Origin of the sequence: Alkalihalobacterium alkalinitrilicum (genome assembly GCF_002019605.1) — a bacterium.
Taxonomy (GTDB): Bacteria; Bacillota; Bacilli; order Bacillales; family Bacillaceae_F; genus Alkalihalobacterium; species Alkalihalobacterium alkalinitrilicum.
In genome coordinates this window covers 1,755,168-1,777,606 of the sequence record NZ_KV917368.1, presented here as the reverse complement: position 1 = coordinate 1,777,606, position 22,439 = coordinate 1,755,168, and the positions used below count along the sequence as shown (strand labels likewise).

The window sequence follows — 22,439 nt, the reverse complement described above, 5'->3', positions numbered from 1 at the left end:
TAGTTTTTTTTCTTCGTTCTTAATAAAAAACGATTAAAGGGGGTTAACGATGGGAAAGTTGACAGTGCACCATGCATTGCAAAATGCAGTTCAAAAAAATCCTAATAAGTCATTCCTTTTCTTTAATGAACAAAGTATCTCTTTTAAAGAATTGGACGAAATTTCAAACAGGTTAGCTTCATCTTTATTAGATGAGGGGTTTAAAAAAGGTGATAACATAGCTGTTGTTGCCCTAAATCAATTGGAATGGCTTTATACGTATTTTGCTGCTGCTAAAATAGGGGTAGGAGTCGTCGCTTTAAATGTAAGATATCGTGAGGCTGAATTTGAATATATGTTAAACAATTCAAATTGCAAAGGACTTGTAACAATAAATGAATTTGCAGATTTTAATTACTCACAATTTTTCCGAGGTTTTCAAAGTAAAGTGCCAACGATCGAAAAGTATATTTTTATCGGGGGCGGTTTTGAAGGAAGTTTATCATTTGAAGAGTTAGTCCATCGGGCACCAAATATAGAGAAATTAGCAGCAGCTCAAGGTATAGTACAAGAAGAAGATACTGTGATTATCATTTATACATCAGGCACGACTGGAAGGCCAAAAGGAACTAAAATAACGAATAAGAGTATATTAGCTTCTGCTCGAGCTCAAGCAGATCATACAAAATTAACAGAGGCCGATCGTATTGTTGGAAATCTTCCTTTAAATCATGTAGGTGGAATTACTTGTACAATTCATACTGCATTAGTAAGCATGGGTAGTGTGGTCCTCGTACCCTTCTTTACAGCAGATCTAGTTCTTGAAGCCATTCATTATCATAAACCGACGATGATTGGTGGAGTTCCAACCATGTTTGTCATGATGTTAAATCATAAAGATGTAGACAAATACGATTTAAGTTCTATTAGAATTTGTACAATCGGGGGATCTAATGTTGAACCACGATTATGTAATATACTCTCAGAAAAATTCCCGGAAGCTACATTATTTAATCTCTATGGATTAAGTGAGAGCTCAGGGGCTTGTGTATTAACGAAAACAACTGACCCAATGGAAAAGGTTCAACAAAGTATAGGTGTTCCAATAGGAGATTTTAAAGTAAAGGTTGTTGATGTTAATAAGGAAGAATTGCCAGTTGGTGATGTGGGGGAATTAGCGTTTAAAGGAGAATGCATTGCTAACGGATACTTTGGATTAGAAAAGGAATCGATGGAAACTTTCAGTGATGAGTGGCTGTATACAGGTGATATGGGATCTGTCGATGAAGAAGGATACATTTATTTTAAGGGAAGACAAAAGGAAGTATATATTCAGGGCGGATATAACGTTTACCCCGTTGAAGTTGAAAATATTTTAGCAACTCATCCTAAAGTTGCAATTGTTGCAGGTATTGGTGTCCCAGATTCCTTCTTCGGAGAAGTTGGTCGTTTTTATATCATAACAATACCAGGTGCGTCCGTAACAGAAGAGGAACTCAAACTATTTTGTCGGCAGCATATAGCTGATTATAAAGTACCGAAGCAATTTGAAATAGTGACTGAATTACCACTTACACCAGCAGGTAAAGTTCAAAAAGCCCTTCTTAAACAACAATATTTACAAGAAAGTGAAGGAGTATAAAGTATATTTCAGATTCGGGTTATTTAAATATTTAAAATATTCGGAATCCTATTTGCCGCGTGACAACTGGAAGTAATGTTTTCTTTCGCTAGAATCCTTACATTAGGGGTGTTAAAGCTTGAAAATAGAAACTAGTAATATAGAATGGTTAGACCGATACAAGTTATTGATAGGATCTGTATTACCAAGACCGATTGCATTTGTTTCTTCACTAAGCAAAAACAATATTGCTAATTTAGCTCCGTTTAGTTTTTTTATGGGGATTGGAGCTGAACCGATGATGTTGGCATTTTCAGTTATGCGGGATCATGAAAACATAAGTAAGGATACGCTTGTTAATGTTGAAGAAACAAAAGAGTTCGTTGTTAATATTGTCGGTGAAAAAATAGTTAACCAAATGAATGAATGTGCTACAAATTTTCAACCTGAAATTGATGAGTTTGAAGTATCAGGTTTAGAGAAGGAACCATGTGACCTTGTTCGACCACCGCGCGTAAAAGAAAGTGATGTTAGTCTCGAATGTGTACTTGATCGAGTCATCAACTTTGGTGAAGGTCCAGGTTCGTCGAGTCTTGTCATTGGAAAAGTTGTTATGATTCATGTTAACGACGAAATATACGCAAATGGAAAAATTAACACTAAAGAACTACAACCAATTGGTAGACTTGCGGGCAATGAGTATACACGAGCAAGTGCGAGTACGTTTTCAATCGAAAGAAAAAGGATTAAATAAAAAAAAGGTTCGGAGGAATGAAATATGAAAATAACGAAGAGTATAGCATGGATGGTGGCACTGATATTGCTCTTGGCTTTAGCAGGTTGTAGTAGTTCTTCTGAGACGGGTTCATCCCAAACGGAGGGCAATGATAGCCAAAGTCAAGAAGAAAACAATAATGAGGAAGCACCAAGCAGTGACGAAACTTTCACGTTTACATTAGCAACTGCATACCAGCCTGCAAAACATGAATACGAACCTGTTCATATCGGATTAGAAGTTTTTGCGGAGCGGATTAAAGAACGTACGGATGGGCGTGTCCAATTAAACATTTTTTATAGTAATCAATTAGCTCCACAAGATGAATTAATGAATGCTTTAGCTGCTGGATCTGTTGACTTTGCCTTTACGGCTCCACAATATTATGGGGATACGATTCCAACCTCTTTCTTTACTAATATACCATTTTGGTCACAAGGCGAAGACCATGGACTATCGTTAATCAGGGATACGGAAATTGGCGAGATCTATGAGCGCGAAGTAGAAGCATATGGTGCAAAGGTATTACTTTACGGCGCAACAGGAGAATACGGAATTATTAGTAAAAAACCAATTAGAACTCTTGAGGATATGAATGGATTGGCTTTCCGTGCGGCAGGGGGATTATGGGCTCCTTGGTATGATGAAATGGGTACTTCACCAGTAAACATTGCTGCAGCTGAAATATATGAAGCTCTTCAACGTGGAACAATAGATGGAATTCCGTTCCCTTATCATACTCTTGATGCTTACAACTATCATGAAGTAGCTGATTACATTACTTACCCTGCTATTTTAGACCCAGCTTGGATGGCAACTTATGTAAGTAATAAAACATGGGAAAAGCTTCCGAGTGATTTACAGGAAATCATCATCGAAGTTTCATTAGAGATTGAACAAGAGATTATTGCTGGTTCAAAAAGGTTAACTGAAGAAACAATGAAAATTGCTGAAGAAACTGGAGTAGAAGTCATTCACTTGTCGGATGAGGAATATGAAAGGTTTTTTGAATCTGCACAAGTCGTTTGGGATAATTTTGCAGACGTAAATGAAGATACAGCCCGTATTATTGAAATTATGCGTGAAAAAAGACAATAAAGAAGTGAGCATAAAATAAGATATTTTTTTAGGGCTCTCCCCTTAAATAGAGTAGTGAGCTTTAACTTCTAAAGGGAGGGCTCTACCTATTCTTTTCGTAAGGGAGGAAATATGGTTGATATATAAAATATTTGCTTTTATAACATCAATAAATAAAGCCATGTTTTGGGTGACGGGTTTTATGATTGTATTTCTCAGTTTTTTAGTCTTTTATGATGTAATAGCTCGCTATTTTTTCAGTAGCCCGTCAAGATGGGGATTTGACTTATCAACTTGGTTAACGGGAATGGCGGCATTTTTAGCAGGGGGATATGTATTATTTCTCAATGAACATGTACGTGTTGATATTTTTTACTCTGAGTTTTCTGATCGGGTGAAAAGTATTATTGATATCTTTACTGCAGTTTTTATTTTTTTAATTGTGATCGCTCTCGTTTGGACGGGCGGTGCACGAGTTCTTAGTTATTATGAGAGTGGAGCTATTTCAAGTACTGGATTAAGTGTTTATTTATGGGTCAAATGGTTGATGCTCCCTGTTGGCGGGTTATTATTAGGACTACAAGCATTGGTCAATTTAATAAACGATATCTACACAGCAATCACAGGGAAAAAATTATCAAAGGAGGGAATGTAGGTGGAAGTTTGGATTATCGCCTCAATATTGTTTGGTTCCCTTCTTTTATTTATTTTATTAGGTGTACCTGTAGCTTTTACAATGGGGGGACTCTCTCTCATTATTGGATTTATTTTCTGGGGTGGGTATGCTAGTGTAGAAGCGTTTGTACTAGGTTCCTATGGTAAAGTACTAGAGTTTGTATTAACTGCAGTTCCACTTTATATTTTAATGGCTGCTATCTTACGGTACAGTGATTTAGCAGATGATATGTATGAAGCAATCTATCGTTGGCTCGGTGGCATCAAGGGTGGGTTGGCTGCAGGGACAACGATCATAGCTGCTATTTTTGGAGCTATGGTTGGAATTGCCACGGTTGCAACCGCAACTTTAGGTGTGACCGCAAGAACATCAATGCTTAAAAGGGGGTATGATACTAGATTAGTTTCTGGTGTTATCCTTGCAGGTGGTTCATTAGGTATTTTAATTCCTCCTAGTATTTTGATGGTTATTTATGCAGCGGAGTCAGGAGTTTCTGCAGGGCGCTTGTTTTTCGCTGGTGTAGTACCAGGGGCAATTGCGGCGATCTTATTTATGGGGTATGCAATCGTTAAATGTTATATGAATCCTGCGCTAGGTCCTTCCTTAAAAAAAGAAGAACGTTACTCGTATAGAGAAAAGCTCAGTTCTTTAAAAGGAGTGACACTTCCACTCTTAGTAATTATTATCGTTTTGGGTACGATTTATTTAGGGATAGCAACTCCTACTGAAGCAGCCGCTGTAGGTGTAATCGGTTCATTAATTAGTGCGGCAATTAAAAGAAAACTGGTATGGGCAAACATAAAAAATATGTTAATTATGACAGTTAAATTAAACGGTATGGTATTTTGGTTAGTCATTGGTGCGGTCGCTTATGCTAGAATTGTAGCGGTAACAGGTGTTGGTGCTTGGCTTGCTGGACTTATTACAGATATGGAAGTCAACCGTTGGATAATATTAATCGGTATGCAAGTGATCTTCTTTATTCTAGGGATGTTTATAGATCCAGCAGGAATTCTTTTAATGACAGCACCGTTATTCTTACCTGTTGTAACTAGTTTAGGATTTGATCCGATTTGGTATGGTGTGATCTTTGTTATGAACATGTGTATTGCTTATATGTCACCACCATTTGGTTTTAATCTTTTTGTATTGAGAGGGGTAGCCCCTGATTTGAAAATGAACGATCTTTATATGTCGGTAATTCCTTTTATCATACTATATATGATTGCGATGGGTCTCGTTATCATCTTTCCACAGCTAGCTCTATGGTTACCAGATTTAATGATGAATTAATTAGTTGATGCTAAAAAACCTTGTCAATTATAGCAAAGGTTTTTTAGCACGTTATTATAAATAAACTATACTACTGTATATAAAACAAAACAGTTGTAAATACGTGCATCATTAGTTTGTGATTTTAGTTTCATTTTAGAATAAGGTAAAAGATAAAAGAAAAGCCCTTGCTTTCGACTATTATTGGCGACATGACGTATTAATACAAAGATTAGTAGGTTTAAAGTGGGTTTACTATACCTGTTAATAAAGAATGGAGCGTGTACGAATCATGAATCGAAAAGTGTGGCTTGAAGCGGCATTAAATGGACCTTGGACACGAAATCGACAACCCAATATTCCCATTCAACCTTCAGATATTATAAATCAGGCAGTGGAATGTGCAAATGCAGGAGCGTCCATTATTCATTTCCATGCTTATGATGTTTCAACAGGGAGAGAGACCATTGATGTAGAGACTAACATCCGTATTATTGAAGGAATTAAATCACAGCTTGATGTAATTGTTTACCCATTGGTAAATATGATAAGTCAAAGTGATGCAGTAGGCATAGAAGCAGGAAATATGCGTTACGAGCATATGAGAAAACTTGCTAAATATGGTCTTATGGAATGGATGGTTTTGGACCCAGGTTCATGCAACATTTCACTTCTTAATGATCTAAGTAACGCAAACACTATAGATGCTAGCGTTTATATTAACTCAGATGCTAGTACTGTTACAGGGCTGGAGTTGGCCGCAGAGTATGGTATTCATTCAAGTTATGCAATCTATGAACCTGGTTTTGTAAGAGCTGGTTCTGCATTGGCTAGAGCTATTAGGAATACTCCGCCTCCAATATACCGATTTATGTTCACGAACCAATTTTCATTTGGTTACCCTCCAAGTAAACAGGCATTAGATGCTTACCTTGAATTATTGAAATCGGTGTCTCCAGGTTCACCGTGGATGATAGCAGGGTTAGGAGTTGATATTTGGTCTCTAATACCTAGAGCAGTTGAGCTGGGTGGTCATGTTCGGGTTGGTCTTGAGGATGCAATCCTTGGAACGGACGATAATAATAGGAAAATGGTAAAAAAGGCAGCAGCTCTCATTAAGGAAGCTGGAGGCACTATTGCAACAGCTGCAGATGTACGTTCTATGTTAACTAAGATGTAGATACAGTTTTACTTATATTGTCACTTCATCTATCATTAAACTATAGTACAATATCAAGAAGACTAGTCTAAATAATTGCTTGTTTAATTGTGTGATATAAAGTTCGATGATGAAAGATACATGTTGCGCTAAACTGATTACGAATTAGTTTACCAACCATAGACTTATAAAGATTACTTTTTAGTGGTAAGATGTAATTATTGACTTTGTTCATTTTAAATAGAAATAGCTTGTGTAAGGAGGAACATCTATGGCACAACAAAAATGTGAAAGCTGTGGTACCGTTATAACAAAAAAAGAAATACAAAAGTCACTATTAAAAGGATATCGGCCTATTCCATGTAGTAATTGCGGTACTGTCCATCAAATAAAGGAAATGTCTAAGCTTATCATTGCAATGATAGTAACATTTCCAATTGTATTTTTTGTATTATTATTATCAACGGCTTTAGGTTTATCAGGCATCCAAACAACTGTAGTAGGTGTTATTATGCTTGTTATTACAATTCTTTCATTACCATTTATTGCGAAATATGAGTTAGCAGAAAATCATGAAATGTAATTATATTTAAATGAACAAAAATTTTCAGCATCATCATAATGGTCAGAAAATTACGATATTCCTTTGAGGAATCCTTTTATTTATCTTGTCATACTCCTAAAGCTTCAATAAATGATAAGGGCTACCTAGTAACTGTTGACAGTTAATTGTTTTATTAGATTTAATCTGGACTTCTTTTTTTTATGAGATGAAGCAGAATCCAAGAAACTTAAGCTTCCAAGTTCGGGACAACAGTGCTAAGAGGGACTTATTGGCCCTCTTGAGGAGCCTTCCGTAATAGGACTTACTAGAGCTAGAGAAGGCGGCATCAAAATGGAAATCTATAAAGATGAACAATCCTTTCAGATAGCTAACGTATAATTAATTGGATGACTAGGATTTAAATTTTTATTGGATACACCTTCTATGTTCATAAAACTTTAATTGTCATAACCGTAGCCTAGTTTTTTCATTTACCTAACGAAAAAATATTATTTCTGGAAGAGGGAATACCCATTCCTCTCCCTTTCTGCAAAAAACGAAAGTTCTTCCGCCTTGGGTGGTTTAATTGTAATCCTAATCAATAGTAAAAGAGATTCCTCTTTAACTAACAGATTTACCGTTACTAATTAGTTGAATCTCTTTCTCTGTATAAATCTTTTTACTCGAACATTCCCCAATCCCTTGGTCTATTCTCGCGGTGTGTATCTTAATTGCACTAAAAAGTTTTGTGAATTCAGAAGTCATAATAAGATCCCCAGCGTTTTCACTAACTGCTAGTAATGCATCCTGGTCATATACCAATTCAATCGGCAGTCCCTCAAAGTATTGGAAAGCATTTTCATGCATACGAATCACATCTGCTGTTCGAAACGGTCGGTCCAGCCATTCCACAAATTTATATCTAGAATGAGATAGCACAAAAGCGATAAAACATAGTCGTTTGTTAATCCCTTGTTTGTCCTTCACACAGTCTGTCCAAAGTCGACTTGTGCTTGTTGGCCCATCGGAAGCTCTGGAACAGAAGAGTATGTGCGGCCCACACTTATTTTTGGAATATGGTATAAGTCCCTCATTTCATTTAAATAATTTCTTACTGTATTTTCACAAACATTTTTAAATCCTAGTTTCTCCTCCAGCCATACTTGAGCACCAGTAAGATCTGGATATTCCTATAACCAATCCAATATTTCTTTTTGATACAAATCTAGCTTCTTTTCCCTTGTCTTTAAAGAACTTAGAAAATATTCAAAATCCTCTGGATTCTTATTCAAATAATCTATCACCCTATTTCGCGATATATTCAGTTTTCTAGAAATGGCACTCTTTGAAAAACCCTCTTTGTATAGTCGATGGATTTCGATGTAAGTCATAAAACGGTTCACTCCTAACTCCTCACTTTCAATAAACTAATTCTAGTTTAATAAAAGTGATTACGTAATGGGGAACTGTTTAATCTTATTTGTTGAAATCTGCTCATTTTAATTTGTGGAAAACTGTTGATTCTAGTTTATCGTTTACAGAACTTTAAAGGATGAGAATAAATACCACCAACAAACCTAGAAATAAACATTGTAAAGAGATTGATAACTTTACAGTACAACATATCCCTCTCTTTGTTAGCAATTATTTACAAAGTCAAGTGCAAAATATTAATTTGATAAAAGACAATAAAAAAAATAAATCAAACGGATAACTATTAATTTGATTGTTTTAATCTAAATACCACTAACAAGTTATCAGCTATTTAAAAAATTGAACGTTTAATTGAAAAGTGGTATGGAACTTGCAATATACAAGTGAAACCCAATAAATTACTAGTATAAGGAGTTGAGCTGTATGGAGCAGAAAGATTTTGAAGTTTATAAAAAGCAATTATTTGAGAAAATTTGGAATGATCTTGATCCATTAGAAGAGGAAATTGAAAACAATGAAGCACTGCCATACGATAAGTTAATGCCACTGTTAAGAGAAATGAACGCATTTGGACTAAGAATCCCTACTGAATATGGAGGACTTGGACTTTCTGTCTCTCAGTACATTGAGGTATTAGCAGAATTTTCAAAAATACAAGGTGGTATACGAGTTGTGGTCCATGTTCATAATTCGATGGGAAGTGCACTTTCCAGATTAGGCAATGAGAAACAAAAGAAAGAGATTTTACCAGGGTGTGCAGAAGGAACAAAATCAGTTGCTTTTGCTTTAACAGAGCCAGATCATGGTACTGGATTAGATTTAGGAACTATAGCAGTTCGCGATGGTGACGATTACATTATAAATGGAAGAAAGCATCTAATAACGAATTCAGACTTTGCCACGCATTTTATTGTATTTGCGAAAACAAAAGGTGGAAATAGTGAAGATTCAGTAACTGCTATTTTAGTAGAACGGGATACCCCAGGTTTTACAATTGAAGCATTACCAGAGACGATGGGTTGTAAAGGGGGAGAACATGGTTTACTAACATTTACAGATGTTCGTGTCCCAGTTGAAAATTTACTTGGCGAAGAAGGCAAAGGTGTTTACCAATTAGAAGAAGCACTCGAAGTTAGCCGCTTGTATATCGCTGCAACTTCATTAGGTACTGCGGAAAGAGCATTTGAGTTATCTCTAGATTTTGCAAAGAAACGAAAAACATTTGGCAAAGCAATTGGCCAACGTCAAGCGATCCAACGTTACATTGCAGAGATGGGCATTGATATTTATGCTTTACGAAATATGATTAAGGATGCAGCTGAAAAATGGGACCGAGGACAACGAATTCCAGCTGAAGCGTCTATGTGTAAACAGTTTGGCCTAGAAGCGGTTGGCCGTGTAACAGATAGAGCACTGTTAGTTCATGGAGGAATTGGATATACACGTAAGCATCCAATTGAAAGGCTGTACCGTGATGCCCGTCTAAACTGGCTTGAAGAAGGCCCTCCAACGATTCAGTATATGGTCGCTGCTCGTGAATTTTTAAGTGGATATAGATGGGAGGAATAATGAAAGTTGATTGTGAAGGAAAAGTTGCGATTGTCATAGGTGGAACGCGTGGAATTGGAAAAGAAGCCGTTTTTTCTCTTGCGAAATCAGGTGCAAAAATAATTTTAACAGGACGATCAAAAAGTAATGCCGAGATCGTTGTTAAAGAGGCGAAAGAAATGGGGTTAGACGTCTGTTCATCTATATTTGATGTAGCCAATATTGAAGAAACAAAAAGTGCAATTGACAAGGTCGTTGAAGAACATGGAAAAATAGATATTTTAATTGCTAATGCAGGGATTAATCCTTTCTTTAAACGAGCAGAACATGTAACTGTTGAAGATTGGGATATGATGATGTCAATCAACTTGAGAGGCTTGTTTTTTGCTATTCAATCAGCAGCAAAACATATGTTTAAACAAGGAAAAGGTAGTATTGTCTCGATTTCTTCAGTTACATCAGTTGTTGGAACACCACGTGGATTACCATATGTCGCCACAAAAGGTGGCATGGACTCAATGACCAGAACACTTGCAGTCGAATGGGCTGATAGAGGAATTCGCGTAAATGGCGTTGCACCTGGATATATCGAGACCGATCTTACTGAGGGATTAAGAGATAATGAATCTTTAAGTCAAATGATGCAAACAAAAATGCCATTAGGCCGCTTTGGAAAAACGGAAGAGATTGCTAACATGATCTTGTTTTTGGCTTCAGATGCATCGAGCTATATTACAGGGCAAACATATTTAGTAGATGGGGGGTTTGCTGCACAGTAAGGTAATGTATCTATGTCAAATAATAAGGTGGGGAAATTTTGAAAAAACATGTTCTAGAAGGATTAAAAATTCTTAATTTAGCTGAACAATATCCAGGCCCATACGCAACGTTAATTTTGTCAGATTTAGGGGCCGATGTCATAAATATTGAACGTCCAAATGGCGGAGATCCCGCCCGTCAATTTTATAGTTTTTATGAATCGATTAATCGCAACAAAAGGTCTATGGCACTCGATCTAAAAATGAGTAAAGGTCGGGAAATATTCATGGAATTAGCACGTGATGCTGATGTTATTCTTGAGGGATTTAGACCAGGCGTGGCAAAAAGGTTAGGAATTTCATATGAGGATGTATCCTCCATAAACAAGCAAATTATATATGCTTCCATATCTGGCTTTGGCCAAAATGGGCCTTATAAAAACAGACCTGCTCATGACTTATCTTATCAGGCAATTGCTGGAATGTTGTATCAACAAGCAGAAACAAACGAGATTACAAATGTTCCAAAAATTGCAACTGGAGATCTTTCCTCAGGAATGTTTGCAGCGATTGGGGTTCTTTCTGGATTATATATGAGAAATCAGACTGGAGAAGGTACCTATATCGATGTTTCGATGACAGACGGTTTAGTATCTTGGATGACAACGCAATTAGTACCAGTCATTAATAAGACTGGAATACCAGGCCTTCCAGATGAACCAGGATATGGAATTTACAAAACATTAGATAATAAGCTAATAAGCATCAGTATAGCTCACGAAGACTGGTTTTGGAAGCCGTTTTGTTTAGTGGTAGGACTGAATGATATCAGTACCCATAATAGCGAAGGACGCCGTTCAAATTATTCAGAGATAAGTCAGAGAATATCAAACGCCATCTCCGAAAAAACAAGGGAAGAATGGGAAAAAAAATTCGAGCAATCGGGTATTCCTTTTGGCTCGGTGCTGGGATTAAAAGATGTGCCAAAAGATCCTCAATTGCAAGAGAGAAATCTGTTTGTTGAAATACCTGGGGACACTGAAAGACCCACGAGAACGCACGTCCGACAACCGTTAACGTTTAAAGATTGTGAATCTGGACCAACCAAACATGCACCTAAATTAGGTGAACATACGAAAGAGATATTACAAGATTTAGGGTACTCGGTAGACACTATTAAGGAAATTTTTGAAAATAACATTTGCTATGAAGAAGCGTAAAAAATATTAAAGGAGGCTAAATCATGAATAACATTTTGGATCTATCAGGGAGAGTGGCCCTTGTCACAGGTGCAGGGCAAGGAGTAGGTAGACAAATCGCTTTACATTTTGCACAACAAAATGCAAGAGCAGTGATTGTAAATGATTATAATGGGAAACGAGCACAGGAGACAGCAAGCATCATAAATGATCTAGGTACAGATACAAAAGCATTGGCTGTTGAAACAGATGTAACGAATTGGAGAGCGGTGAATGACATGGTCCATCAAGCTATTAATCAATTTGGATCAATTGATATTCTAGTAAACAATGCGGGAAATGCTGGTGCATCTACACCTGAGGCAATGGCCAAACAAAAAAATTTCATCGATACAGAGCCTGAAGAGTGGGAGCAGTGGATCGCTGTAAACTATTATGGACCAATGTATACATGTAGAGCTGTTGTTCCAAATATGATTTCTAAAAAGTATGGAAAAATTGTGAATGTCATTTCTGATGCTGGAAGAGTTGGGGAACCGAGATTAGTCGTATATTCTGGGGCAAAAGCTGGGGCAGCTGGTTTTACGCGTGGTCTAGCAAAGGAAATCAGCCGTTATAACATTACAGCGAATTGTGTGGCTCTTTCTACGATGAATACTCCAGCTGTATCCAGTATGACTGAAAACGAGGAGATTTTAAAAAAGATACTTACAAAGTATCCAATTAAACGAATTGGTGAACCAGAGGACGCAGCGAATGCTGTATTATTCCTTTCATCAGATGCATCAAGTTGGATTACTGGTCAAACGTACCCTGTAAATGGTGGGTATTCACTAAATCAATAAGGAAAATCTTAATCAAGTAATGATTAAAAGAAACAAGTTTATTTTAAATATTATAAATATTTAAAATTTTATTTGGAGGAGGAGTTTATATGGAATCAATTATGTATGAAGAAGAAGGGTCATTCGGAATTATACGATTAAATCGTCCAGAAGTACTTAACGCATTAAACTATACGATAATTACTGAACTGATCGAATTACTTGATCAGCTCGAAGAAAATCCTGAACCCCGTGTACTTATCATTACAGGAACAGAACGATCATTTAGTGCTGGGGCAGATTTAAAATCGATTTATGAAATGCAACAAGCTGGGAAATCAGATGCTACTGGAGTACTTCTTGATCAAGTTGCTACATTATTTAATAAAATTGAAACGTATACGAAACCTGTCATTGCGGCAATAGATGGGATTGCCTATGGGGGTGGTTGTGAATTAGCCCTAGCATGTGATATTCGAATTGCAACACATAATGCAAGAATTGGCCTATCTGAGGTAAAGCTTGGAGTTCTACCAGCAGGTGGGGGTACGCAACGCCTGCCACGCTTGATTGGTCTATCAAGAGCTAAATATATGTTGCTTTGTGGAGAACCCCTTGATAATAAAGTACTTCAAGATTGGGGCTTAATATACGATGTAGTTTCATCAAATGAACTTATTCAAAAAGCGAAAGAAATTTCGGAACCATTTTTGAATGGTGCACCATTGTCACAAAAAGCGATTAAAAATGCAGCTTTAGCTTCGACAAATACCGATATTACAACAGGAATTGAGATTGAAAGACATTGGTCGAGTTTTTTGCATCAAACAGCAGACGCCAAAGAAGGGATCGCAGCATTTAATCAAAAGAGAAAGCCAGTATACAAAGGACAATAATTGTTAGGAGTGAGTTATATGAATTTTGATTTAACGGAAGAACAACAAATATTAAAGCAATCAGTGAAAAGGTTTCTTGAAAAAGAAATAAAACCATGTGCAGACGAATACACAGAAAAACTAATCCCAAAAGACATGGCTCACGATCTTATCAAAAAGTTGATCCCATTTGGTTACGTTGTAGGCCCGTTTCCCGAAGAAATTGGTGGCATGAACATGGACACCATTTCACAAGGAATTCTCTTTGAAGAGTTATTTCGAGTTTTTCCTGGATTGGGTGGAATTGCATTTATCACAATGGATACCGCATTGACTCTATATGAATATGGAACGAAAGAACAAATAGACCGATTTATCCCAAAACTGTTGTCTGGAGATTATATTGGCTGTGTTGCTGTAACTGAACCAGATATAGGTTCAAATCCTTCTGAAGTTAAAACAAGGGGAATTTTAGAAGGCGAAAATTATAGAGTCAATGGTCAGAAAATTTGGATTTCTAATGGTAGTGTGTCAGATGTTTGTGTCGTACTAGTCAGAACTGAAAAAGATCCTGGAAAAAAATCGGTCAGCAGGCTGATTGTTGAAAGATCTGTAAGTGACTATAGTTCAAGAGATCTTGGCAAATTGGGGCTGAATTCATGGCCAACTTCAGAACTATTTTTTGATGATACCTTAGTTCCAAAAGAAAATTTGTTAGGGGATGTAGGAGAAGGTTTGAAGTCGACGCTTAGAACATTTGAAAGAGCTCGTTGTTTTGTAGCACTCTATTCGATCGGAATTGCTCAGGCATCGGTGGATGCTACGATCCAATATGTAAAGGAAAGAGAACAATGGGGAAAACCGATCGGCCAACATCAAATGATCCAAGACATGCTTGCTGATATGCTAATAGAATTAGATGCAGCAAAATTATTAACGTATAGAGGCCTATACTTAATTGGAAAAGGTGCTCGCTGTGATACCCAAACATCAATGGCTAAATACTATGCCACTGAGGCTGCCGTAAAAATCACCTCGAATGCCATTCAAATACATGGAGGATACGGATTGTCAAAGGAATTTCCAATTGAAAGACTGTTCCGAGATGCACGAATGTTAACGATACCAGACGGAACCAGTCAAATTCAAAAATTAATCGTTGCACGAAACACTCTTGGGCTAGCAGCCTTCAAATAGAGTGATAGATATTCTATGAAGGAGAGATAGAATTGGATAATAATGAAAGATTGTTTCATAGACCTACGACTTCTGACGATATACCTTATTTGATAGGAAGTTCATGCAAGGATTGTGGTGATATTCACTTTCCACCAAAAGGTGCTTGTCCAAATTGTTTAGTAAATCACACCTTAGAAAAAATCAATATCGGTCAAAAAGGGTACATTAGTTCATATTCAATATTGCATGTTGCACCAATAGGTTTTCCCATTCCTCACATACAGGCAATGGTGAAGCTAGAAGAAGGTCCATTAGTTTTTAGCATCCTTAACATAAACGAAACAGATGATCTAGCAATCGGTCAACCTGTTGAATTGACAATCGGTTCAATTCGAAAAGATGAAAATGGAGAAGATATCATCGGTTGGATGTACCAACCAGAAGGAGGTGGCGAATGACCAATGTTGCTGTATTAGGTGTTGGAATGCACCCATTTGGAAAATTTGAAAATAAACATATTAAAGATTTGGCGAATACAGCTATCTGGAATGCGATTGAGGATTCTGGCATCAATGCGAGGGAGATTGAAGCTGCATTTGTTGGAAATTGTCTAGGTGGTATATTGCTTGGGCAAGAATCGGTTCGAGGACAGGTAATTATGCGTCATGCTGGATTTAAAGGGATCCCTATCGTAAATGTAGAAAACGCGTGTGCAACAGCTTCTACCGCCTTTCGGATGGCATGGATGAGTGTAAAATCTGGCTTATATGATGTTGCACTAGCCGTTGGAGTAGAAAAAATGTTTATTGGTAATACTGCAAAGTCGATTGAAGCGTTGACAACTGCAACAGATATAGAAGTTTGTGGAAATATGGGCTTACAATTTACTTCTTTATACGCCATGAATATAAGAAAGAAGATGGATAAATATGGTTGGACTAAAGAAGATTTAGCCTTAGTTGCGGAAAAGAACTCGTACAATGGTTCACTTAACCCATATGCACAATTTAAAAAACCATTATCGAAAGAGGCAGTCCTCTCTTCAAAAATGATTGCAGATCCAATTACTTTATATATGGCTTCTCCAATGGGAGACGGTGCAGCAGCTGCTATTATTTGTAATGAAAAATATGCAAAAAAATTAAGCAGTAAACCGATGATTCGTGTAGCCGCATCAGAGTTAAGCAGTGGTCAGGCTTCTATGCTAGAGTCTAAACCAACAGAAAGTACAACTTATATAACTGTTCAAAATGCGTATAAACAAGCAGGTATTGGTCCTGAAGATATTGATCTTGCTGAAGTCCATGATGCAATGTCTCCAGCTGAATTAAAACTATATGAAGAACTCGGATTGTGTGCTGAAGGAGAAGCCATAAGTTTGATTCGTGAAGGAAGAACGAAAATCACTGGAGACATTCCTGTCAATCCAAGTGGAGGACTCGCCTCAAGAGGACATCCTGTAGGTGCAACGGGTTTAGCGCAAATTGCTGAGGTTGTTTGGCAACTACGTGGAGAAGCTGGAAAACGGCAAATTAAAGGGAAGAACGGTAAACTACCTCGTTTTGGGTTAACACAAAACGACGGTGGATACGTTGAAGGAGATCAAGCTGCAACAGCTGTTCATATTTTATCAAGGATATAAAACGTATTTCAAAGTACTCTTCTAAGCTATGAAAATAATTAAAGGATTTCCTTTTTAAACAACTTTAAAGAAAAAGCTATGAAAGCGCTATCAGTTTTGAGTTATAAAAAATTATTAGGGGGATAAATATGGGAAATAAGAGTATAAAAAATTTTCTCTATCTGATTGTTAGTATAGTTGTGCTTAGCTTATTAGTAGCTTGTAGTAATTCCCAGGTTTCAAATGATACTGACACAAATACTCCAACACCTAATGATGAGGCTACCAATGATAACCCAAAATCGAATGATTCAATTGAAGTTTCACAAGGAATTACAGATACAGAAATACTGATTGGACATATAGGTCCACAGACTGGTCCTGCAGCTGTTTACGATATGGTTCGTCAAGGCATTCAATCGTACTTTAATTATGTTAATGATAATGGTGGTGTAGATGGGAGGCAACTAAAATTAATAGCCTATGATGATCAGTATCAACCAAGTAGAACTGTTCAGATGGCAACTCGTTTAGTAGAGGAAGATAAAGTATTTGCTCTAGTTGGAAACGTAGGAACGGCGGCAAATCTCTCGGCTTTACCTGTTTATGAAAAAACTGGGGCTACTGTTGTGGGTGTTAGTTCTGGTGCATCCGATTTAGTAAACCCAACGATTCCAAACTTCTTTTCAGGTTTAATGAACTACAATATTGAAGCTCGTATTTACTTGGAATATATTGTGAACGAAATGAATGCTAAAAAAATATTTATTTCTTATCAGAATGATGATTCTGGACTTGACTTTTTAAGTGGAGTACATGAATCGATTGGCAACTATGATGGAGTTGAAATTGTTGCCGAAATTCCACATCTTGCGACAGACACTGATTTTAGTAGTATCGCACAGCGAATTCAAAGAACTAACCCTGATGTAGTTGTCGTGTTATCAACCCCTAATCCAGCAGCTAACTTAAAAAGAGAGATGTATAGAATTGGTTTAACAGATATTCCGTATGTTGTATCAGCTGTTGGTGGGAATGACACGAATCTTTACAATTTAGTAGGGGAAGACATTTGGACAGGAACTATTAGTTCAACCTCTATTATTCACCCTGACATTTCCGATGATCCTGATATAAAAGTCTATGTTGAGCAATTTTCTAAAGATTTCCCAAATACGCCTTACTCGAGTGGGATACCTCAATGGGGTTGGGCGGAAGCACAAATATTAGTAGAAGCATTGAAACGTAGTGGAGATAATTTAACAAGAGAGAATTTAATAACTCAATTGGAATCTTTCGATGGATGGGAAGGGTCACTATATCCGAGTGTAACATATTCTTCAGATAACCATTATGGAATTACAACATTATATATGACAGAAGCGAAAGATGGATCAATCGTTCCTATAACTGGTGCGATAAGCTATGATCCAGTAACAGGTGAATTTACTTACGAAGATTAATTATTATGGAATGGGAAAATCTATCTATGGTTTTCCCATTATAATGAATAAAAATCAATCCTATATAGTTTTAGGAAACATCGAAAAGACCAAGAGAGGAGATAACTATTATGCAAATTAACTATGGTAGACTATTGTTGCAAACAGCACAACAATTTTCTGATAAAACCGCGCTCGTTAACGTAGAAAGACAGAGAAGTTTTACATTTAAAGAATTACATTTACTAACAAATAAAATTTCCAATATGCTAAGAAAACGTTTCGGGTTAAGAACGGGTGATGTTTATGGAAACCTCTTAGAAAATGATAATAATAGTTTATTTAGTTTATGGATGGCAAAATCCGATGTAAGTGGACTATGGTTCAATTACCGAGATTCTTATGATGAACACTTTTACCAAATCGATTACCTAAATCCGAAGCTGGTGTTTGTTGAAAATGAAATTTTAGAAAAAGAAAATTATTATAAATCGCTGCGACAACGAAAAATTGAACTTGTCTGTATGGATAATCCAACGGAAAAACTAGAAGGTGTACACTATTTTTGGGATCTTATTGAAGAGGCAAGTGATGCTGAAACCGATATAGAATATGATATTGACGAGCACATAACTCTTTATCGATTTACAGGTGGAACAACTGGGAGAGGGAAATGTGCTGCATATACACTACGAAATTTCCTAGCAGGTGTTAACCAAATTTACGGTTTTCACGAAAATTTAATAGACAGTGAAATTAGATATCTTCATATCACTCCTATGTCACATGCAAGTGCGTTATTTGTTTTACCCGTCCATTTTAAAGGGGGAACACATTATACTATAAATCTTCCTGATCTTAACCATTTTAGTGAAGTTGTTCAAAATTATAATATTACCTCTACTTTTGTTGTGCCAACTTTACTCTATCATTTGGTAGATTTAGGGTTAGAGAAAAAGTATGATCTCAGTAGTTTGAATCTTGTTTTTTATGGTGCGTCTCCAATGAGTCCTACAAAATTGGAAAACCTTCACAATAAGTTTGGGCATATATTTGTCCAAGTATATGGTGCAACAGAAGCCTGGCCAATCGTTATCATGCTTGGAAAATCAGACCATATAGTAAAGAATGATAAAGATAGAAAAAGACTTTCTTCTACTGGAAAGGTTGTTCCTGGTGTTGAAGTAAGGATTGTTGATGATAACGGTGATGATGTCACGAAAGGATCAAATGGTGAAATTTGGATAAGAGGAGCCTGTGTAATTAAAGGATATTACAAGGCGCCAGAGGAAACTGCATCGAGTTTTACAAAGGAAGGATTTTGGAAATCAGGTGATATGGGGTATATGGATGAAAATGCTTATATCTTTCTTGTTGATCGTAAGAAGGATATGATCATTACAGGTGGTTTCAATGTTTATGCAATAGAAGTTGAAAATGCTTTAAATTCCCATCCAGCCGTGCAGCAATCCGTAGTTATTGGTGTTCCTCATGAAAGTTGGGGTGAAGCTGTGCATGCAGAAGTGATCTTAAAGAATGGCTCTTATGTAAGTGAGGAAGAATTAATTCATTTTACCAAAAACAAAATTGGTAAATATAAAGTACCCAAATCAATACACTTTGTCAATGAACTTCCTTTGAGTGCAGTAGGGAAAGTTTTACGGCGAAAAGTAAGGGAGAAATATTGGCAAGGGTTAGAGCGAAAAGTTCATTAAGTAGATCTTTGAGCATCCAATAATACAAATATGGGGAAACAGAATCATTATAACTATTTGCAGTTTGGTGGTTCTGTAAGCCCTTCAATTTGAAAAGCAGGGGAATGTGTGTCTGTATGAATAGTTACCAAACGGATAGGGGGTTTCCATTATTGTTTAGAACAAAAATAACAGACATGTTTAATATTGAATATCCCATCATTCAAGGCGGACTGCATATGTTAGGATTTCCCAAATTAGCAGCAGCTGTTTCAAATGCTGGAGGGTTAGGTCTCTTAACGGCTGGTTGCTACGATACAAAAATCGAATTTATAAAAGGAATTCATGAAACTAGATCGTTAACAGATAAACCATTTGGAGTTAACATTGCTATTGGATTGCGCAAAAAGATGGATGAATACGTCGATGCTTGTGTTGAGGAAAATATTAAGATTGTTTTTACCGCCGGCCGTAGTCCCAAACCATATCTTCCGTTACTAAAGTCAGTAGGGATCATTTGTATCCATGTCGTCCCATCCGTTAAATACGCTATAAAATCTGAACAAATGGGTTTAGATGGTGTTGTTATCGTTGGGGTAGAATGTGGGGGACATCCAGGGTTAGATGAAGTGGGTACAATTGCCTTAACTCCAAGAGCTGTTGATGAGCTTAGCATTCCTGTAATAGCTGCAGGCGGGATTTCAGATGGTAGAGGAATCATTGCAGCACTATCTTTAGGGGCTGAAGCGGTGCAAATGGGGACCAGGTTTGTCGCAACGGAGGAATGTGAGGCACCTCTTGAGGTAAAAAATGCTTTCATAAATAGCAAAGAAACAGATACCGTTTTAATTGAAAAATCGATACGAAATACCGCCCGTGTAATTCGAACGTCGACAACAGATAAAGTTCTGGAGTTAGAAGCGAGAAATGCAGGAATTGAAGAATTATTACCCATTATCGGCGGGGAGGCCTATCGAGAACTTTTAAATACTGGGAATTTGAAGAAAGGTGTTTTATCGATGGGACAAGGGGTTGGTTTAATTTCAAAAGTTGAATCTGTACAAGAAGTATTTAACAAGCTAGTAAAGGAAGCAGAAAGAACAATGAAACGATTAAAAACGATCTCTTGTTTGGACGTAAATTGATATCCCAGAGAAAAACAGTGATTCTAGACAGTTTAGTTAACATATATGATAATTTTTATTAACAAAATAGTACGGAAATTCAAATAAATGAATGTAATGTGCTGCTTTGTATAGTTGTTTTCCTTTAAAAAGGGGATGGCACGATTCTTGCGATGATATTGTATACCAATATGAGATGGTTTACAACAAATTAATGGAAGGGATTAAAAATTTTATGATGGTTAATTTTGGAAGACTTATGCTACAGACAGCACAACATTTTTCTGGAAAAACCGCCCTTGTAAATGTAGAAAGAAATAGAAGTTTTACATTCATCGAATTACACTTACTCACAAACAAAATTTGTAATATGTTGAAAGATAAATTTGGTTTAAAAACAGGTGATGTGTTTGCCAATTTGCTAGAAAATGATAATAATAGCTTGTTCAGCCTATGGATGTCAAAATCGAATGCTGCAGGTTTATGTTTAATTACAGGGATTCATATGAAGAACATATGTATCAGCTAGATTATCTAAACCCAAAGTTAATATTTATTGAAAATGAAATATTAGAAAAAGAAAATTACTTTAAATCTTTAAGAGATAGAAAGATTGAAATTGTTTGTATGGATAAAACAAGCGAACAGAGAGAAGGGGTTCATTATTTTTGGGACTTGATTAAAGAAGCAAGCGACGCTGAAACAAACGTCGAATATGACCTAGATGAACATATAACTCTATATAGATTTACTGGCAGTACAACGGGAAGAGGAAATTGTGCTGTATATTCTTTACCGTAACTTTTTTGTTGGGCTCAATCAATTGTCCCTACTCTACTATATATTTAGTCGATCTCGGTTTAGAAAAAAAGTATAATTTAAGCAGTTTAAGTGTAGTATTTTATGGTGCGTCTCCTATGAGTCCCGCGAAACTAGAAAATCTTCAAAATAAAATGGGTAACATTTTTGTGCAAGGGTATGGAGCAACAGAGGCTTGGCCCTTAATTACGATGCTTGGAAAATCTGATCATATTATTAATACTGACGAAGATCGAACAAGACTATCTTCAGCTGGAAAACCGGTCCCTGGTGTAGAAATTCGAATTGTCGATGAACAAGGTAATGATGTAGCTTCAGGTCAAACTGGAGAAATATGGATTCGAGGGGCATCAGTTATTAAAAGATACCATAAGGCTCCAAAGGAAACTGCCGAAGGATTTACAGAAGGTGGTTTTTGGAAATCAGGAGACATGGGTTATATGGATAATAAAGGACATGTAGCGGAAAAGTATTGGAAAGGTTTAGAGCAGAAGGTTCATTAGAGCTATAAATAATCCTACGAGTTTAGCTCAGGCTGTCATGGGCATACCACTGAAGTAAACCATAAGAGGATACGGATGAAGAATTAACATCTCATTGAATAAAAAAGTAAAGTAACTTTTAAAGCATTTGATTTCCCTATGTTAAAAGGAGTCAATAATAAACGTGCTGCGATAGATGGAGATATCGAAAATGGGTACATGGGGGCAGGACAGGTAGCAAGAATTATAAGTGAGGAGTTAAGTGCAACAGAAGTTGTTAAACAAATTATTGCAGATGCAAATATGATATTAGTCATTTAAATTTTTTTTTAACTTG

Annotated in this window: 23 protein-coding genes; 22 read left to right on the top strand and 1 reads right to left on the bottom strand. The window is 36.6% G+C overall.

Features of this window, described 5'->3' with window-relative positions; genetic code table 11:
* The first annotated feature begins 49 nt into the window (after positions 1 to 49).
* From BK574_RS08280 to BK574_RS08250, 7 genes are all read left to right on the top strand, one after another.
* Positions 50 to 1,621 carry a class I adenylate-forming enzyme family protein gene (locus BK574_RS08280; protein ID WP_078428275.1) on the top strand — a complete coding sequence of 524 codons (1,572 nt, stop codon included), beginning with the start codon at positions 50 to 52 and terminating at the stop codon, positions 1,619 to 1,621.
* A 118-nt stretch (positions 1,622 to 1,739) separates the two neighbouring features.
* Entirely contained in the window at positions 1,740 to 2,354 is a 615-nt protein-coding gene (locus tag BK574_RS08275) for a flavin reductase family protein (RefSeq protein WP_078428274.1), read from the top strand.
* Between the two features lie 24 nt (positions 2,355 to 2,378).
* Positions 2,379 to 3,473 carry a TRAP transporter substrate-binding protein gene (locus BK574_RS08270; protein ID WP_078428273.1) on the top strand — a complete coding sequence of 365 codons (1,095 nt, stop codon included), beginning with the start codon at positions 2,379 to 2,381 and terminating at the stop codon, positions 3,471 to 3,473.
* 115 nt (positions 3,474 to 3,588) lie between these two features.
* Positions 3,589 to 4,107, top strand: a complete 519-nt coding sequence (locus tag BK574_RS08265; RefSeq protein ID WP_075387168.1) for a TRAP transporter small permease subunit — start codon at positions 3,589 to 3,591, stop codon at positions 4,105 to 4,107.
* Complete coding sequence (locus tag BK574_RS08260) at positions 4,108 to 5,421, top strand: TRAP transporter large permease (RefSeq protein ID WP_078428272.1); 1,314 nt, start codon at positions 4,108 to 4,110, stop codon at positions 5,419 to 5,421.
* Positions 5,422 to 5,692: 271 nt separating this feature from the next.
* On the top strand, positions 5,693 to 6,580 hold the full coding sequence (locus BK574_RS08255; protein ID WP_078428271.1) for a beta-keto acid cleavage family enzyme: 888 nt from the start codon (positions 5,693 to 5,695) through the stop codon (positions 6,578 to 6,580).
* A 250-nt stretch (positions 6,581 to 6,830) separates the two neighbouring features.
* Positions 6,831 to 7,142 carry a TIGR04104 family putative zinc finger protein gene (locus tag BK574_RS08250; protein ID WP_078428270.1) on the top strand — a complete coding sequence of 104 codons (312 nt, stop codon included), beginning with the start codon at positions 6,831 to 6,833 and terminating at the stop codon, positions 7,140 to 7,142.
* Between the two features lie 582 nt (positions 7,143 to 7,724).
* Here BK574_RS08250 and BK574_RS28000 read toward each other — a convergent pair.
* Positions 7,725 to 8,090, bottom strand: a complete 366-nt coding sequence (locus BK574_RS28000) for a transposase (RefSeq protein ID WP_180320585.1) — start codon at positions 8,088 to 8,090, stop codon at positions 7,725 to 7,727.
* Between the two features lie 870 nt (positions 8,091 to 8,960).
* On the opposite strand from BK574_RS28000, the gene BK574_RS08240 reads away from it, so the two are divergent.
* The 15 genes from BK574_RS08240 to BK574_RS27430 all read left to right on the top strand — a co-directional run bounded on the left by BK574_RS08240 (position 8,961) and on the right by BK574_RS27430 (position 22,423).
* Entirely contained in the window at positions 8,961 to 10,106 is a 1,146-nt protein-coding gene (locus tag BK574_RS08240; protein WP_078428269.1) for an acyl-CoA dehydrogenase family protein, read from the top strand.
* Positions 10,106 to 10,864, top strand: coding sequence for an SDR family NAD(P)-dependent oxidoreductase (locus tag BK574_RS08235; RefSeq protein ID WP_158211599.1), 759 nt, complete (start codon positions 10,106 to 10,108; stop codon positions 10,862 to 10,864). The genes BK574_RS08240 and BK574_RS08235 overlap by 1 nt, the downstream gene beginning before the upstream one ends.
* A 38-nt stretch (positions 10,865 to 10,902) precedes the next feature.
* Entirely contained in the window at positions 10,903 to 12,063 is a 1,161-nt protein-coding gene (locus BK574_RS08230) for a CaiB/BaiF CoA transferase family protein (RefSeq protein WP_158211598.1), read from the top strand.
* A 23-nt stretch (positions 12,064 to 12,086) separates the two neighbouring features.
* Entirely contained in the window at positions 12,087 to 12,887 is an 801-nt protein-coding gene (locus tag BK574_RS08225) for an SDR family NAD(P)-dependent oxidoreductase (RefSeq protein WP_078428266.1), read from the top strand.
* Between the two features lie 89 nt (positions 12,888 to 12,976).
* Positions 12,977 to 13,762, top strand: a complete 786-nt coding sequence (locus tag BK574_RS08220; RefSeq protein ID WP_078428265.1) for an enoyl-CoA hydratase/isomerase family protein — start codon at positions 12,977 to 12,979, stop codon at positions 13,760 to 13,762.
* Between the two features lie 18 nt (positions 13,763 to 13,780).
* Complete coding sequence (locus BK574_RS08215; protein ID WP_078428264.1) at positions 13,781 to 14,938, top strand: acyl-CoA dehydrogenase family protein; 1,158 nt, start codon at positions 13,781 to 13,783, stop codon at positions 14,936 to 14,938.
* A gap of 32 nt (positions 14,939 to 14,970) precedes the next feature.
* Entirely contained in the window at positions 14,971 to 15,378 is a 408-nt protein-coding gene (locus BK574_RS08210) for a Zn-ribbon domain-containing OB-fold protein (protein WP_078428263.1), read from the top strand.
* Positions 15,375 to 16,562: a thiolase C-terminal domain-containing protein gene (locus BK574_RS08205; protein WP_078428262.1), complete on the top strand. Its 1,188-nt coding sequence runs from the start codon at positions 15,375 to 15,377 to the stop codon at positions 16,560 to 16,562. Before BK574_RS08210 ends, BK574_RS08205 begins: the two co-directional genes overlap by 4 nt.
* A gap of 128 nt (positions 16,563 to 16,690) precedes the next feature.
* Positions 16,691 to 18,004 carry an ABC transporter substrate-binding protein gene (locus BK574_RS08200; RefSeq protein ID WP_078428261.1) on the top strand — a complete coding sequence of 438 codons (1,314 nt, stop codon included), beginning with the start codon at positions 16,691 to 16,693 and terminating at the stop codon, positions 18,002 to 18,004.
* Positions 18,005 to 18,114: 110 nt separating this feature from the next.
* The gene (locus tag BK574_RS08195; RefSeq protein WP_078428260.1) at positions 18,115 to 19,698 is read left to right on the top strand and encodes a class I adenylate-forming enzyme family protein; all 1,584 of its coding nucleotides are present in this window, start codon (positions 18,115 to 18,117) and stop codon (positions 19,696 to 19,698) included.
* A 152-nt stretch (positions 19,699 to 19,850) separates the two neighbouring features.
* Positions 19,851 to 20,822, top strand: coding sequence for an NAD(P)H-dependent flavin oxidoreductase (locus BK574_RS08190; RefSeq protein ID WP_142247924.1), 972 nt, complete (start codon positions 19,851 to 19,853; stop codon positions 20,820 to 20,822).
* A 193-nt stretch (positions 20,823 to 21,015) separates the two neighbouring features.
* Positions 21,016 to 21,330, top strand: a complete 315-nt coding sequence (locus BK574_RS08185) for an AMP-binding protein (RefSeq protein WP_078428258.1) — start codon at positions 21,016 to 21,018, stop codon at positions 21,328 to 21,330.
* Positions 21,318 to 21,602, top strand: coding sequence for a hypothetical protein (locus BK574_RS08180; RefSeq protein ID WP_078428257.1), 285 nt, complete (start codon positions 21,318 to 21,320; stop codon positions 21,600 to 21,602). Before BK574_RS08185 ends, BK574_RS08180 begins: the two co-directional genes overlap by 13 nt.
* A complete protein-coding gene (locus tag BK574_RS08175) occupies positions 21,578 to 22,123 on the top strand; it encodes an AMP-binding protein (protein ID WP_338020586.1) in 546 nt (181 codons plus the stop codon). Before BK574_RS08180 ends, BK574_RS08175 begins: the two co-directional genes overlap by 25 nt.
* Before the next feature lie 138 nt (positions 22,124 to 22,261).
* Complete coding sequence (locus BK574_RS27430) at positions 22,262 to 22,423, top strand: hypothetical protein (RefSeq protein ID WP_158211596.1); 162 nt, start codon at positions 22,262 to 22,264, stop codon at positions 22,421 to 22,423.
* The last annotated feature ends 16 nt before the right edge of the window (positions 22,424 to 22,439 follow it).

Excerpts from the sequence above, each read along its gene's own strand:
- BK574_RS08280 (WP_078428275.1), top strand. The coding sequence starts at position 50 with ATGGGAAAGTTGACAGTGCACCATGCATTGCAAAATGCAGTTCAAAAA.
- BK574_RS08270 (WP_078428273.1), top strand. The coding sequence starts at position 2,379 with ATGAAAATAACGAAGAGTATAGCATGGATGGTGGCACTGATATTGCTC.
- BK574_RS08255 (WP_078428271.1), top strand. The coding sequence starts at position 5,693 with ATGAATCGAAAAGTGTGGCTTGAAGCGGCATTAAATGGACCTTGGACA.
- BK574_RS08250 (WP_078428270.1), top strand. The coding sequence starts at position 6,831 with ATGGCACAACAAAAATGTGAAAGCTGTGGTACCGTTATAACAAAAAAA.
- BK574_RS08240 (WP_078428269.1), top strand. The coding sequence starts at position 8,961 with ATGGAGCAGAAAGATTTTGAAGTTTATAAAAAGCAATTATTTGAGAAA.
- BK574_RS08235 (WP_158211599.1), top strand. The coding sequence starts at position 10,106 with ATGAAAGTTGATTGTGAAGGAAAAGTTGCGATTGTCATAGGTGGAACG.
- BK574_RS08225 (WP_078428266.1), top strand. The coding sequence starts at position 12,087 with ATGAATAACATTTTGGATCTATCAGGGAGAGTGGCCCTTGTCACAGGT.
- BK574_RS08220 (WP_078428265.1), top strand. The coding sequence starts at position 12,977 with ATGGAATCAATTATGTATGAAGAAGAAGGGTCATTCGGAATTATACGA.
- BK574_RS08215 (WP_078428264.1), top strand. The coding sequence starts at position 13,781 with ATGAATTTTGATTTAACGGAAGAACAACAAATATTAAAGCAATCAGTG.
- BK574_RS08205 (WP_078428262.1), top strand. The coding sequence starts at position 15,375 with ATGACCAATGTTGCTGTATTAGGTGTTGGAATGCACCCATTTGGAAAA.
- BK574_RS08200 (WP_078428261.1), top strand. The coding sequence starts at position 16,691 with ATGGGAAATAAGAGTATAAAAAATTTTCTCTATCTGATTGTTAGTATA.
- BK574_RS08195 (WP_078428260.1), top strand. The coding sequence starts at position 18,115 with ATGCAAATTAACTATGGTAGACTATTGTTGCAAACAGCACAACAATTT.
- BK574_RS08185 (WP_078428258.1), top strand. The coding sequence starts at position 21,016 with ATGGAAGGGATTAAAAATTTTATGATGGTTAATTTTGGAAGACTTATG.
- BK574_RS08180 (WP_078428257.1), top strand. The coding sequence starts at position 21,318 with ATGTATCAGCTAGATTATCTAAACCCAAAGTTAATATTTATTGAAAAT.
- BK574_RS27430 (WP_158211596.1), top strand. The coding sequence starts at position 22,262 with ATGTTAAAAGGAGTCAATAATAAACGTGCTGCGATAGATGGAGATATC.